Annotated in this window: 12 protein-coding genes; 10 read left to right on the top strand and 2 right to left on the bottom strand. The window is 49.7% G+C overall.

From position 1 onward, the window contains the following. Nucleotides 1–19: 19 nt before the first annotated feature. Both J0X12_RS09910 and J0X12_RS09905 read right to left on the bottom strand, forming a co-directional pair. Nucleotides 20–1,069, bottom strand: a complete 1,050-nt coding sequence (locus J0X12_RS09910) for a phenylacetaldoxime dehydratase family protein (protein ID WP_207045028.1) — start codon at nucleotides 1,067–1,069, stop codon at nucleotides 20–22. Next, entirely contained in the window at nucleotides 1,056–2,087 is a 1,032-nt protein-coding gene (locus J0X12_RS09905; protein ID WP_207045026.1) for a carbon-nitrogen hydrolase family protein, read from the bottom strand. The genes J0X12_RS09910 and J0X12_RS09905 overlap by 14 nt, the downstream gene beginning before the upstream one ends. A gap of 179 nt (nucleotides 2,088–2,266) precedes the next feature. On the opposite strand from J0X12_RS09905, the gene J0X12_RS09900 reads away from it, so the two are divergent. From J0X12_RS09900 to J0X12_RS09855, 10 genes are all read left to right on the top strand, one after another. Next, nucleotides 2,267–3,226 carry an AraC-like ligand-binding domain-containing protein gene (locus J0X12_RS09900; RefSeq protein ID WP_207045023.1) on the top strand — a complete coding sequence of 320 codons (960 nt, stop codon included), beginning with the start codon at nucleotides 2,267–2,269 and terminating at the stop codon, nucleotides 3,224–3,226. Nucleotides 3,227–3,433: 207 nt separating this feature from the next. Further along, nucleotides 3,434–3,874 (top strand): sugar 3,4-ketoisomerase, encoded by a 441-nt coding sequence (locus J0X12_RS09895; protein ID WP_207045021.1) that lies wholly within the window; start codon nucleotides 3,434–3,436, stop codon nucleotides 3,872–3,874. Between the two features lie 2 nt (nucleotides 3,875–3,876). Then, nucleotides 3,877–5,091 carry an FAD-dependent oxidoreductase gene (locus J0X12_RS09890; protein ID WP_273543411.1) on the top strand — a complete coding sequence of 405 codons (1,215 nt, stop codon included), beginning with the start codon at nucleotides 3,877–3,879 and terminating at the stop codon, nucleotides 5,089–5,091. 40 nt (nucleotides 5,092–5,131) lie between these two features. Further along, nucleotides 5,132–6,007, top strand: a complete 876-nt coding sequence (locus tag J0X12_RS09885; RefSeq protein ID WP_207045016.1) for a glycosyltransferase family 2 protein — start codon at nucleotides 5,132–5,134, stop codon at nucleotides 6,005–6,007. Between the two features lie 923 nt (nucleotides 6,008–6,930). Next, entirely contained in the window at nucleotides 6,931–7,740 is an 810-nt protein-coding gene (locus J0X12_RS09880) for a FecR domain-containing protein (RefSeq protein WP_207045013.1), read from the top strand. Nucleotides 7,741–7,788: 48 nt separating this feature from the next. After that, on the top strand, nucleotides 7,789–9,966 hold the full coding sequence (locus J0X12_RS09875) for a CHASE2 domain-containing protein (RefSeq protein WP_207045010.1): 2,178 nt from the start codon (nucleotides 7,789–7,791) through the stop codon (nucleotides 9,964–9,966). A 371-nt stretch (nucleotides 9,967–10,337) separates the two neighbouring features. Continuing rightward, a complete protein-coding gene (gene ehuR / locus J0X12_RS09870; RefSeq protein ID WP_207045008.1) occupies nucleotides 10,338–11,729 on the top strand; it encodes a MocR-like ectoine utilization transcription factor EhuR in 1,392 nt (463 codons plus the stop codon). A 248-nt stretch (nucleotides 11,730–11,977) separates the two neighbouring features. Beyond that, nucleotides 11,978–12,994: a TRAP transporter substrate-binding protein gene (locus J0X12_RS09865; protein ID WP_288903699.1), complete on the top strand. Its 1,017-nt coding sequence runs from the start codon at nucleotides 11,978–11,980 to the stop codon at nucleotides 12,992–12,994. 120 nt (nucleotides 12,995–13,114) lie between these two features. Then, complete coding sequence (locus J0X12_RS09860) at nucleotides 13,115–13,657, top strand: TRAP transporter small permease (protein WP_353890909.1); 543 nt, start codon at nucleotides 13,115–13,117, stop codon at nucleotides 13,655–13,657. Between the two features lie 9 nt (nucleotides 13,658–13,666). Beyond that, a complete protein-coding gene (locus tag J0X12_RS09855) occupies nucleotides 13,667–14,950 on the top strand; it encodes a TRAP transporter large permease (protein WP_207045000.1) in 1,284 nt (427 codons plus the stop codon). Nucleotide 14,951: the final 1 nt, after the last annotated feature.

The raw sequence follows: 14,951 nt of genomic DNA, 5'->3' as shown, positions 1-14,951 counted from the left end.
TCTGTCTGGTACAGACTCCTCAGTTGCGCACCCCGCTTAAAAGTCCTGTCCCCGGCGCGCAGTTTATATATTCGGCAATCTGGCTGACTGCCGGCAACACGGAAACTTCATGCCAATAGCGTGACCGCATTTCCGGTCCGTACCGTGGCGCAAACTCCATAAACGCGTTGAAAATCGCAAGATGGGTTGGATGGAATTCCGCCCACTGTTCAAGATCCTTCAAAGACCGGAAATAGGCCAAGCCATAGGTGTGATCTTTCCGTGTTCCCCCTTCTTCAAGAAGCGACATGTACCGGCAATCTATGCAATTGACTTCTTCAAGCCCGTTATCCCGGAGAAATTTCATTCCGGCCTTAAGCACAGGCTCGATATCTGAAAAATACTCCTCTCGCTCGACCCCGGTTGCCTTGGTGAGGTCCTGGCCCGACCTGATAACTGCCAGGTTCTGATTTGGACGAACGACAATGCGATTTGGCCCCTTCTCCAGTACCTCTATATCTCCGACAGGCTCCAGTTCGTCGGTCGCAGACTCCTCAATCCTGTCTCGCATACTTCCCCAATAGGCATGCCTCAGGATTGGGTCACTGACACTTTGGCGGGCATGGGCGATACCAACAATGTGATCGGGGCCGGAATGCAAGGTTTCAAAGCGCTTCATCGGAATGTTAAAAAATTCTCGAAAGACACCGTAAGCCAACCCTTCCGTGCTGTGCCGTGCCCAAAAAGCCTTGAAATCAGTCGTGTCAAAAAATTTGGCCATTGCGTCCGGCTTTAACCAGTAGCAAGTCGCAACAAATTGACTGTGGCCTGTCCCATCGATAGGGCATTCAGACAAATCCACATGGTCAGCCTCGCCTACTTTCCGCAAGAGAAGCTCAAGGCCAGCTACAATCTCATACAGCCTATCTCGGTGTGGGCGACTGAACTGACAGCCGATCACCGCCATGGAGATTTCGTTGGTCGCCGCGCCAAATTCTGAACTGAATGCCGGGACCGGCGGCTCCCATCCCGGCGGCATCCGAAGCGGATATGTTCGCTCACTTCCTCTTGATAGATTATTCTGCCGCATGCTCGATCTCCGCCGCCGCTGCGCCTGCATCCGATGTATCTTCGCGGACCGCCAGCTTCTCTCCCTCATCAAAATTCATGACAACGGGATTAGGACGCGAATTGAACATCAGGCGCAGCACATCTGGCCGTGAATAATGGCCGACCGGATCTGCCGCCGATTTCGCATAGGCGATCATTCCAAGGTCAATTTCCGCAATCAGCAACCCTTCTTCATTCTCGGCGAGCGGCGCGGCAAGCGGTGACCCATCGGGACCGTAAATTCGGGCATGGCCACCGCCCGCTTTCAGAAACTCTTTCTTGTCCGGTGTATCACAGAGAAGCTCGACCATCGCCGGGGATACCGTGGCACAGGACGCAAGCACGAAACATTGCCCTTCCGCCGCATACATTTGGCTCGCCGAGGAGTTCAGTTCGGGGCCCAGCGCATATGCGACGCCGTTGTAAAGGCTGAAGCTCGGCCAGGACGCGATATGAATTTGTTCATTTTGCGAGTACATGGCGTACTTGGTAAGGGGCTGCAGATGTTCCCAACAGCAAAGGGCTCCCACACGGCCTAGGTCTGTTTCGCTTACAATGAGGTGACTACCGTCGCTTTCGCCGAATACAGTTCTTTCTACATGTGTCGGTTTCAGCTTTCGGCGACGGGAGATGACTTTGCCATCCTGCCCGTAATGCCATTGGCCCATATAAAGACTGCCACCATCCTTTTCTGAGACGCCCATGACAACTTGGATATTATTCCGGCGCGCGGCTTCAGCCAGCGCATCATCATGGCTACTGCCCGCCTGTATGGAGTTTTCATGATATTGCCCGACAAACTGCATCCCCCAGGCCGGTGCCCCCAGCCAAATCCACCATGGATAGCCGGGCAGCCAGGTTTCCGGAAAGGCTATGAGTTTAACACCTTCCGCTCCAGCTTGATCGATGAGCGATATTGCCTTGGCAACAGACTTGTCCAGATCTAGATATTCAGGAGCAGCCTGAACGGCAGCGACTTTAAAGGGTTGATGTGACATGGCTGGAATCTTCTCCCTGTTTGTGAATTTGCTTACCTGTTATTCGGAAGTAAAATACGATTCAGGCATGCGCGCTTATCCGTATGGGCGGGAAACATTGTTTTTTTGGGCGGAATTTGGTATTTTCTGTTTTTCTTATGTTATTCGTGCTTTGCAGAAGAACTTAAGGACACAGAGACGTGCAGCTGAATTTCGATACCAGAAGTGTCACTTATCGAGAGCGTTTCGCCTATTGGCGCGAAGCTGTTTGCGCAACCTACGTCCAACTAGGATGCGAAGCGGTTGAACAGCGGGATTTTCACGGCTCGATCACATTGGAACGGCTTCCGCAGCTCGCTGTTTCCTTTGTCTCTGGAACCTCCCATGATGTCATTCGCCGCAAACAGGACATATCGCGCGCAACAGAGGAATTTTTCCTGCTCAGCCTGCAGTTGAGAAAAAAAGCGTATCTCAGTCAACGAAATCGACATGCCGAGCTAAGTCCCGGCGACTTTGCGCTCTACAGCAGCACTGATCTTTACAAGCTTACCCTGACAGACAATTTCGAGCAGTTGGTGCTCCAGATGCCGAAGAAACAGCTACTGGCGAGAATACCCAATGCGGATCTGCTGACCGGACGCCGAGTATCGGGAAATAGCGAGATTGGGAAGCTGGTCGGCCAGAGCATTCTCGGGTTCGCCAGAGCGGGAAACAATAACAGGATTATTCAATCCTTTATCCAGGATACTCTGTTTGACCTGGTGGCAACCGGGTTGTCATCAATTGATGAGGGCGGTTGCGAGTTAAGCCTGCCGGAACAACATATGTCGTTGCGCGCCAGAACCTATATTCAGTCGAACCTGATGGATCCTGCACTGGATAGAAACGCGGTGGCCCGGGCTACCGGTATTTCGGTCAGGCGATTGAATGAGATATTCATGAAAGAAGGCTACTCTATCAGCGGATTTATCCGTAAAGCCAGGCTAGAAAGAGTGGCGTCCAACCTCAAGGACCCCAGGTTCCAACGACAGTCCATCAGCGAACTTGCGATGAAATGGGGATTTAACAATTTTCAGCATTTTTCAAAGATTTTCAGGGAAGCCTATGGCATGCCGCCAAGCGAGTTTCGTTCAACCACATTGTCCTCTCCTAAACAGTGAATTCCCGATGTAAGCGTACGCTTTGTCTAATAAATTGTTGCTTACCTGACTTTTTTAGCGTATCTGGCCCTTACCCTGTTTCCCTCACAAGCCATCTATGCCAAACTTTCCCGGCACAAGAATTCATTATTCGGCCGAAGTTCTTTCCTATGGTTCACTCTCAAAAAAATTGCTAATAGCGGGAATACCCAGCTTGAAGAACTTTATATGAAACTGTTACGCAAACTTTTGAATGACAAGGTCTCTGTTTACCAGGCCACCCCCTGTATTGATGAGCGAGGAAGTCTTGTCCCGATTGACCTGTCGGAAATACACTTCCCTACCAAAAGAATATTCCTCGTCAAAGCATCCTCAAATGTCGAACGCGGTGGTCACGGTCATTATACGGGTCGACAGTTCTTGATGCCCATCGCGGGCAAGATAACGGTTGAGTTGCAATATGAGGGATTTATGGAAATCGAGCAGCTCTCAAGCCCTGAAAATTGCCTTTTGGTTGAAGCCGGGGTCTGGTCCCGCCAAATATATGCAGATGAAACCTCTGCATTGCTCGTATGTTGTGATACGAGTTATGATGAGTCCGATTACTTCTATACTAAAACCCAAATAGTCTCGGCGAAGACTAAAGCCGGCCCGAAAGGTAGTTTATAACAATGCGTATCGCCGTTTTGGGAGCCGGAATCATGGGCAGCAGCCTGGCCCTTTTACTTGCAAGAAGAGGAGCCGAGGTAACTATATTTGAAAGCGCGTCATCTCCGATGATGGGCGCAAGCAGATGGAACGAAGGAAAAATACATCTGGGATATGTTTACTCAGGTGACCCCACATTAGCCTCCGCGCGCCATGTTCTATCTGGCGGCGTGTCGTTTGCCCCGCTGGTGTCCGATATTCTGGCAACTGATATCCGCCCATTCGCAACAACTGAAGATGATCTGTTTATTTTGCATCGGGATTCTGTCGTTGACGAAACCGAATTCAGAGACTTTTTAAAGAAACTGGATGAAATTGCTGGATCACATCCCGGCGCCAAAGACTACTTTAGGGATCTATCCGGCTTTTCTTCGAGCCAACTCAGTCCTTCAGAATTCAAATCCGTTGCAGCCGCGGAAAATACGGTGGCGGCCTTTCGGGTCCCGGAGCGGTCCGTTCGCACTGAAACAATCGCGGATCTCTATACGGCAGCCCTTACAAACAGCAAGAACATTTTCGTGGCGACGGGGCATACAGTCACAGATGCCACCCCTGAGGATACTGACAATGGACTCTGGCGCGTAACCTGTGAAACATCAGATGGCCAAAAAGCCTACGAAGGATTTGATTGCGTGATCAATTGCCTCTGGCACGGGCGGATGGCAATAGATGCCAAAGCAGGCATTCTGCCAAGCGGCACCTGGTCGAACAGATACCGGGTATCGCTGTTTGTTAAAACGAAAAAAATTGTGGAGACACAAAGTGCATTTGTCGCCGTGGGTGCGTTTGGCGATGTTAAAAATTATGACGGTAAGTCATTCTACTTGTCTTGGTATCCGGCAGGCCTTCTGGTTGATAGTGTCGAAATTTTGCCAAACACGCCTGATCCGCTAACTCCGGAACAAAAAAATTCAATCACACAGAAGGTTCGCGCCGGCCTCTCGACAGTATTGGTTGGCGCTGACGAGATATTTGACGCGGCAGAGGATATTAGGGTCGAGGGGGGATTTGTATTTGCGCAAGGCAGAGGCTCGATCGCTCAAAAATCCTCCACTCTGCATTCTCGGGACAAATTCGGTATCACACGGAAAGGCCGGTATTACTCAATAGACACCGGCAAATATTCCTCCGCCCCGGAATTGGCGTTTAAACTCGCACAAGAGCTAATGGGAAATTAGTTCTGATGTTTCCATAACTAGACCAACATTGGACCGGACAATGAGTGAAGATTTGGCGACAAGCGAGGTGGATATGCCACTCGTAACCGCCCTGCTACCAAGTTACAATGCTGAAGCGTTTATCCGAGATACCCTGGATAGCTTAGTCGCGCAAAGCTGGCCACATCTTGAAATCTTGATCGGTGACGATTGTTCAACGGATAGAACGCCCGAAATCATCAAAGAATATGCTGAACGCCACAAAAACATTCGCATTCTAAAGCGTGAGAAGAATCTCGGCTGGCTTGGCAATTGTAACGACCTGATGGAAAATGCACACGGCGAGATGATGTTCTTCGCTTTTCATGACGATGTCGTTGCGCCGGAATATGTTTCTTCGTTAGTGAAAGCTCTGCAAAATAAGCCAGACGCAATACTTGCCTTTTCAGATCTCGAACTGGTGGACCCCGATGGAACAACAGAATTATTGGAAAGTGCCGAGATATCAGGGGTCGAAAGTGCCACTTTGAGGGGGTTAATGATGGCGCGGCGCCGACCTAGTTTTCATTGGTGGATACCGAACAGAGGGCTTTTTCGCCGGAAAGCCTACGAACGGATAGGCGGAATTCCAAAAAATGAATTTGGCGAGTTTAGTGCGGACTGGACCTGGTTATTGCATATGTCGTTACTTGGTCCCTTCATTCGCGTGCCACAAACACTTTGCTTCAAACGATATCAAAAAAGCAGCCTGAGCATTAACTGGCACAGAACGCCTGCCAAATATCGGGGCTTGGCACGGGCGGGAATTCGGGAAATCCGCCGCAGTGACCTTAATTTTAGTGGAAAGCTCTTGCTATGCGGATATTTACGATATCGCATCATAGGATCAACAATAAAATCGTTGGTAGCCGGCCCGGAAAAAAGCCTAGAAAGCTAACTTTAGTCGGGATTGAGAAGATTTTATCGTACAATTACAATTTAATGAAAAATTAGTCCTTTTGGGGTTAAAAATCCGACTTTTTCCCGGTCACCGATCGAATGATGAGGCCCTCTTCTTAACCAGAGAAGCAGATTGTGATGTTGATATTACTCCCGATTTTAATACTGGTCGTTTGCAGTATAAAAAGCGATTTTACCGGCAATAAGACATCTCTCCCCTTAACCACCTGCATCAGACAAAATAAACCGACATTCCCATAAGCCTGAGACCAAATAATCTGCACTAGATTGACGTAAAAGTGAATGTCGTTTGTTTATTGATTCAAGTTTATTTATTATAATATTTAATACAATTGAAATATTATTTAATAAATATGGAAATACGAAGTTCAAAATAAAAGTAATACTATATTGTTTCAATAAGGCATTGTTTTAAAAATGAACAAATATCAGATAAATAAAATATATATCAGAACATATTGTTATTAATATACGCAGTTTATTTAACGCGAGCGACCACCATGTATATTAGAATTATGCATCAACAATAACTTCAAAACTTGTAAATTATCTTAAACATTAATCGTTTGTTAACGATTTACTTTCATATTCATGACTATCAATTATATTTATGATAGGTTGTCAGTGTGCATCATGATTAGGTCAGTCAACAATGAATTTGGAATAAGATATGTATTTTCCATTACATTAATTACTTTATTAAGCGCACTTATTTTATTCCTTTCGCTGCCGCAACACTCAGCGGCAAAATCTACGGGATACTGGAGCGTACTCCTTGTTGAGGGACCCAGCCAATGGCGCCCTGCCAGCAGCGACGAAAACTGGCAATCTCTGGTTAAAGAGCAGCAACTACCTGCAAAGGTGGAAATTCGGACACTTGACAATGCTCATGCAGTTATAGTGCACGGCTTTGACAAAATAGAGCTTGAACCCAATTCAACGATTAACGTGGCGCCTGAAGATGATGCAGATTCCACGACTTCGATCGTGCAAACAGCAGGTAAGGTTGGCTACTCCGTGCAGAAACGCAAAGCAAGCACATTTTCTGTAACGGCACCATATCTTGTCGCTGTGGTGAAGGGGACAGGATTCACTGTTGATATTAATGAAGACTCAACACAGGTTGACGTTAATGAAGGCACGGTATCCGTTTCCAATACGAGTGACGGGGCAACCGCGTCTGTAACAGCAGGCATGTCTGCAAATGTATCCAGCAGCGCACCTGGCGTTACCACAAGTACAGTCGAAGGGTCAAATTCATCCTTTGGCGTTAGCGCTGAAGGCGGCACAAGCGGTGCTGGCGGGGTAGAAGGCACCAACGCAAGTGTTGGAATAGGAATTGGCGTTGGCGGCACAAGTGCCGGTATAGGCATTGGCGTTGGCGGTGCAAGTGCAGGCGTCGGTGTCGGCGTCGGATCTGAGGGCGTTGGCGCAAGTGCCGGAGTTGGCGCAGGTAGTGTTGGTGCAAGTGCTGGAGTTGGTGTCGGAGACAGCGGCGTTGGTGCAAGTGCCGGAGCCGGCGTCGGAGACAGCGGCGTTGGCGCAAGCGCCGGAGCAAGTGCTGACGCCGGCGGTGTAGGTGCGAGTGCCGGAGCAGGTGTTGGCGGCGTAGGTGTAGGTGTCGGTGCCGATGCTGGTGTCGGAGGCGTAGGTATTGGTGTCGACGTCGGAGGCATTGGCGTAGGGATTGGTATAGGCGGCGCCCAATAACCTTTCGGCAAGCACCCAAATACTATGCTACTACGAGTCGCTGTTTGGGTGCTGGCCCTTAGTGTAACTGTTGTTGCCTATTACTCTCAATCACTGGACGTTATTGAAAGACCGCTTCTTGAGCTTCGCTTTAAGTTAATCAATCAAGGCGCAAGCAAAGACATAGTCATTGTCGAGATCGACCCCAAAAGTTTGCGGGAAGTTGGCGTATGGCCTTGGAAGCGATCCCTCCATGCATTATTGATTGATCGCCTGACGGCGGCAGAGGCCGCGGCGATTGTACTCGACGTGGATTTCAGCCTTGCTAGCAATGTTACTGACGATACGGCGCTTGAGAAGGCCCTCGCGCGAAGTAATGGAAGAACAGTGCTCGCCGCTTTCCGGCAATGGAGTGACGCCGACAATTCCTTTATAGATGTTGGTCCAATGCCCCGCTTTGCCCAGCATGTTGAGATTGCATCGGCAAATGTATTCCCGGGACCCGACGGACTTCTGTGGCGCCAGCCGCTAGCCCAGGAATGGAACCAACAAATTATTCCGACTCTGGCGAGCAGTATTGCGGCAAGGTCCGGACATTTAACCTATCCCCTCGATCTAGATCAGGATTTTGGAATCGACTACAGTATAAGTCTGGCGTCCCTTCAACGCTATTCATTCTCTGATGTCGCTCAAGGGTTGATCGATCCTGCCGCATTCAAAGGAAAGGTAGTTCTTGTTGGCGCGACAGCGGTTGAGCTCGGCGACAATGTTGCGACGCCGCTTTACAAGTCTCTTCCAGGTGCTCTTGCCCAGATGCTCGCCGCCCAGTCACTTGTCATCGACCGTGCATTACAACCTCTTTCAACCAGCGCCACTATCATATGCTTGATGCTGGTAACGGCCTTCATTGCCGCAATCAGTTGGAACTTTGGCCTTGTTAGCATACTAATGGTAGTCCTTGCCTGTGACGCCGCCATATTCGGTGTCGCTTTGGCGGCACAATCCTACTCCAGCCAACTGATACCCGTTACTCCATTCTTTTTTGGGACGTTTTTAACCAGCGGCTCATCGGTCCTCATTCGTTACCATCAACAGGGCCTCAAGATCATAGTAGAGCGGTTGGAGCGGATACGGGCACAAGCCCTAATGGCGAATGTGGCAAAGAACGCCTTTGACGCCCTTATCACGACGGACGAACTTGGTCGCATAAAGACCACCAATCTCGCCGCAGAACGCATTTTTGAGATAGACACTGCGAACGCCAGAGGACGGGATATGTCGGACTTTTATGTTCCGTCGGCCATAACCGATGGCGCCTCCTTTGATCAGGTTCTCGAGACGGCCGTAACCACAGGCATGCCAGTACGTGTTCTGTGCAAGCGGACGACCGGAAGGGCATTTCATGCAGAAATGGCCGTAACGAAAATGAATGAAAATGGCAGCCTTGATCTCATTCTTCTCATGCGGGATATCGATCCGCGGGTCAGAGCGGAAAGGAATGCCCAACGCAAAGAACGACTACTCGTGGCTGCCAAGCAACAAGCCGAATTGGCAAACCGGGCAAAAACCGAATTTCTGGCAAATATGAGCCACGAATTAAAGACGCCGCTGAACGCTATGATGGGCTTCTCAGAAACGATGCGTAGTGAAATTTTTGGCCCGCTAGGGTCCCCCAAATATGCAGAATACTGCACTGATATTTATAACAGCGGGGCGAGATTGCTTACGACCGTTACAGACGTATTGGATTTTGCAAGGCTTGAGAATGATGAACTGGCCGCACAGAAGGAAGACGTGGACCTGACGGAACTTGTTACACGCCTGGGAGAATCTTCAAAAGTTCGCGCCGAAGCCGCGGGTCTCACCTTCACGGTTGAGGCATCAGAAAGGGAGCTACTCTATAAGACGGATGAGCGTTTATTGAAGCAGGCTTTAAGCGCTCTGATCTCAAACGCGATCAAGTTTAACCGGGAAGATGGTTCTGTAAGGCTCATGCTTTTGCGTAAGGATACGGGAGAAATCAATCTATCCGTATCCGATAATGGTATAGGTATTGCCGCCGATGAGATAGAAAACTGCCTCAAGGCATTTGGACAGGCGAATAGAGGTCTTCACCGGAAATTTGAGGGTACGGGATTAGGACTGACACTAGCAAAAAAATATGTCGAAACCTTGGGTGGCGAACTGCAAATAGTTTCCAGGGTCGACGAAGGAACCACTGTAACTATTACCTTGCCTTCAGATTAGCCGTTTATCTCATTTGACCGACCAGACAGTCTGCATAACGATCCGTCAGCCAAAGGCACAAAATATATAAATAAAATTAATGTATTTATTAAGTATAGTAATTTAATCATCGAGTAGAACAATGCCGCTTCTCTTCGTTTTTAGCCGCAATACGCGGACTCTTTGCGGCCACAGGAAGACATTCGATATGTAACCGCTCTCTGATTGGTCAGGGATGAGACTCTCTAACATGACAGCTCCGGGTTTTATCCTTATATACCTGCTCAACAATCCGGGTTTATCAAGCACACCGATAGAAGAGCTGTTTGCGTAGAATTCACCCTAGGCAGAAAATTCATTGCAGTTGTCCTCCTATCAATTAGAATTGATGCATGACAAAATGGATCCCCAAGCGCGAGACACTCGATCGCCCTCTTCATATCAGTATCGCAAATCTTCTGAGAGACGCAATATCCGCGGGACAGCTCGCAGTCGGTGAACGGCTACCTCCCCATCGGACGCTGGCGGACAATTTAAGCGTCAGCGTCCATACCGTCAGCAAGGCATATGACGAACTTACCCGCGCCGGACTCGTCGGTGGTCAGGTCGGACGTGGAACTTTTGTACTTGATCCCGCACAGACCTCAAGTCAACCCTTTCTGATGGAAAGAACTGACCAGGGTGTTATTGACCTTTCCATTGCGCGCCCGCTTTATGATAACCTTCATGCCACGAGGATGCAGTCCGCCCTGATGGAGCTCTCTTCTGACCTGAACCCGGATACCTATCTGGCCTGTCGGCCAAATATTGGGTTAGAGGAACATCGTCAAGCAGGCGTGGAATGGCTGTCCAAGTGCGGCCTAAATGTCTCTGCTGGAAACATTGTTATGACAAACGGTGTGTGCCACGGCATGTCGACAGCCCTTTCCTCAGTGGCCCGACCTGGCGATATTGTCGTCACAGACGTCGTCGCTCATCACCTTATTATCTCTTTATGCGCATATCTGGGAATCCGATTACAGGGGCTCCAGATGGACGAAGAAGGTGTTCTTCCAGATGCATTTGAAGAAGCCTGTAAACAGCACGATGTGAAAGTTTTCTTTACCGTTCCGACGCTCGCTGGCCCTTCCGTCAGCCTTATGTCACAGGAACGGCGGGAGGCGTTGGTCCGAATCGCGCGACAATATGACGTCCTGATTATCGAGGATGACGTGCTCGGCCCGCTGCCGGAATACCGCCCCATCCCGATTTCCGCACTGGCCCCCGAAAGATCCATTTACCTTACATCTTATACAAAATGCGTTATGCCGGGCCTGAGATCCGGATATCTGGTAGCCCCTGAAGCCCTGCTCCCCACCATTACCGGAAGACTGATCGTCTTCAGCTGGATGGCCACCCCACTCATTTCTGAACTGGCAAGCCGTTGGACCAAGGACGGTACGGCCGACGAACTTGTGTGTTGGCAAAGGAAGAAAATTGCAGAGCGCCATGCAATTGTTGCAGAAGAACTAACTGGATTTGACTGGGCTGGACACCCGTCAGCCCTGCATATCTGGCTCCACCTGCCAGAACAGTGGACTTCACAGAATATAGTTGAACATGCGAAAGCTCTTGGCGTTGCCGTGGCCCCGCCTCAACCCTTTATGACGGCGCAATGCCAGCCCTTGAATGCTGTCAGAATTGCTGTCGGCGGCGTTCCCCATCCAGATAGGTTTCGGCAGGGATTAACCCTTATCAAGGGTCTTCTGAAACGATCACCAGAACCACTGCCCCAACTTCTCTAATTGTACTGCTACAATATAATATTTGACATGCAATACAATTGGAGGTCAGACTTTCAGCGGATAAATTAGGCGGGTTGTTTTCGCCAAATTCCGCATTGGACACAGTCTCTGCAAAAGCATCTCTAGAGTTTAAAGTCGTTACCTGCTTTTTCGGAATGACACAGTACTTAGGAGCTTTTGGGTCTGCTATGCGTCAAGAAAGCGACCCGGTCAACGATCGCCAATAACTAACTGGAGGTATGGCACAAATGAATTTGAAAAATCGCGGTTTGATAAGCTGCTTGACAGCTGTAGCTACATTCGCGGCAGGACTGAGCGCTGCACAGGCAGATACCTGGAAATACGCATTTGAAGAATCCCTGACTGAAGTGCAGGGGGTTTATGCAACAAAGTTCAAGGAAGAGGTGGAGAAAAATTCCGATCATGAAATCCAGCTTTTTCCTTATGGAACATTGGGTGAGTCAGCGGATCTGATGGAACAGACTCAGGCCGGCATCCTTCAGTTCGTCGACCAATCCCCTGGCTTTACTGGCGCGCTGATCCCGGAAGCACAGGTATTTTTTGTTCCCTACCTGCTTCCTACCGATCAGGAGCATCTGGCTCGGTTCTTCCGGGAAAGCAAGGCAATAAACGAGGATTTCAAGGAGCTTTATGCTGAACAAGGCCTTGAACTCCTGCAGATGTTCCCCGAGGGGGAAGTCGCCATGACGACAAAGCAGCCAGTTAATAGTTGCGAGGATCTGGACGAGGTCAAGTTCCGGGTCATGACGAACCCACTTCTGGTGGAAGCTTACAAGGCGTTCGGCGCAACGCCAACACCTCTACCTTGGGGTGAAGTTTATGGCAGCCTGCAAACCAACATCATTCAGGGCCAGGAAAATCCGACCTTCTTCCTTTATTCGACAAAGCTTTATGAGGTAACGGATTACATTACCTATACGGGCCACAGCAATTTCACGACGGCAGTAATGGCCAACAAGGAATTCTATGACGGCCTGAGTGATGCCGACAAGAAAGTCGTTCAGGATGCAACTAAAGCCGCCTATGAACATATTGTTGTTTATCAGGAAGGTTTGGCTCAGCAGGAACTTGAAAAAATCAAGCAGGCCAAGCCCAGCATGACGGTTACTGTTTTGTCCGAAGATCAGCGCTCCTGCTTTAAGAATGCGGCAGGCGACGTGGAAGCCAAGTTCATCGAAATGACCGGTGATCGCGGGGCAGCGATCCTGAAGCAGTTTAAAGCGGATCTGGCTGCCACAAAATAGGGCGGCACATCCAACAGGTGCCGGGCGGCTTAAAGGTCAGTCGCCCGGCATAATATCCTCGATATAAATAGGTTCGGATGGAACAGGTAGCGCAACGTGACAGATAAAGCTCACAAATCGATGCTTCCCGGCATACTTGGGACAATCGATACAGTTATCGGACGAGCGGAAGCGGTTATTTTGGCTGTCGGTGTTTTGTTGATGGCTGTTAATACGGTGGGCAATGTCATTGGTCGCTTTGTCTTCCAGTACAGTTTCTTCTTCACAGAAGAGGTAAACCGCATTCTTATCATCATGATCACTTTTGCTGGCATCGGCTATGCCGCACGCCACGGACGCCATATCAGGATGTCTGCCATATATGACGCCCTTCCCGTCCGCGCGCGAAAGATCATGATGATCTTGATAACGATAATCACCGCGCTGACGATGTTTGCGCTTTGTTACTTTTCCATCGGATATATTCTGAAAGTTGCGAGTTCAGGGCGCGTACTCCCGTCTCTTCAGATTCCTGTTTATTTCATATTTCTATGGGTTCCCGTCGGATTCGCCGTCACCGGGACCCAGTATGCGCTCACGACAGTCAAGAATATTCTCGAAAAGGACGTCTATCTTTCCACCCATATGCTGGAAGGATATGACGACGAAGAGATCGAAGTTTAGGAGGGCCTGATGGCAATTAAAATAACAGCGATCATGATCGTTCTCCTCCTGGCTGGACTGCCGATGATGATTCCTCTCCTGCTCGGGGCTTTTTACGGATTTTATGAGCTGTTCAACGGCTTTTCAAAAATGGACTTCATGGTCCAGCAGATGCTGGCCGGCATCCGCCCTGCTTCGCTGATTGCGGTTCCCATGTTTATCCTGGCTGCGGAAATCATGACCAGGGGTCAGTCTGCGGGCCGGCTTATTGACATGGTAATGAAGTTTATCGGCCACGTTAGGGGAGGACTTGCGGTCAGCACAGCCGCAGCCTGCACCCTGTTCGGCGCGGTTTCCGGATCCACCCAGGCCACTGTCGTTGCGGTGGGATCACCACTACGTCCCAGAATGCTGAAGGCGGGATACAAGGATTCATTCATCCTTGCCCTGATCATTAACGCCAGCGATATCGCCTTCCTCATTCCGCCCAGCATCGGCATGATCATCTATGGGGTGATTTCCAGCACGTCCATTTCAGAATTATTCATCGCGGGCGTCGGCCCTGGGCTCCTTCTGATGGTCCTGTTCTCCATCTACAGCATGATTTACGCGACTATTAACAAGGTGCCCACCGAACCAAAGGCGACCTGGTCCGAACGCTTTGATGCTGCGCGAAAAGCCATCTGGCCACTCGGCTTCCCGGTCATCATTGTTGGCGGCATCTATGGCGGTATTTTCAGTCCGACTGAAGCGGCGGCGGCCTGCGTATTTTACGCATTGGTTCTGGAAATTATCGTTTTCCGGTCATTGAATTTAAAGGACATATACCAGATTGCCAAATCCACCGGACTGATCACAGCTGTGGTGTTTATTCTGGTGGGTGCAGGCGCGGCCTTCTCATGGGTAATATCCTTCGCCCAGATCCCACAGGAAATACTCGGTGCCATTGGCATAACGGAGATGGGTCCCAAAGGTGTCCTGGCTGTCATATCCGTTTCATTCTTCATTGGATGCATGTTCGTCGATCCGATTGTCGTGATCCTGGTCCTCGTACCAATCTTTGCCCCGGTGGTTGAGGCTGTCGCCCTGGATCCCGTTCTGGTCGGCACAATCATCACCCTGCAGGTTGCAATCGGGTCCGCTACACCCCCATTTGGATGTGATATTTTCACAGCGATAGCCGTCTTCAAAAGACCTTACGCTGACGTCGTCAGAGGCATTTTTCCTTTTACGATCATTCTAGCAGGAGTATCCGTCGCCCTCATATTTTTCCCGCAAATCGCACTGTTTGCCCGTGATCTAGCATTTCGCTAAC

The organism is Sneathiella sedimenti (assembly GCF_017313765.1).
GTDB classification, from domain to species: Bacteria; Pseudomonadota; Alphaproteobacteria; order Sneathiellales; family Sneathiellaceae; genus Sneathiella; species Sneathiella sedimenti.
Note: the sequence above shows the minus strand (reverse complement) of the source record. Positions and strands in the feature narration are given on the sequence as shown.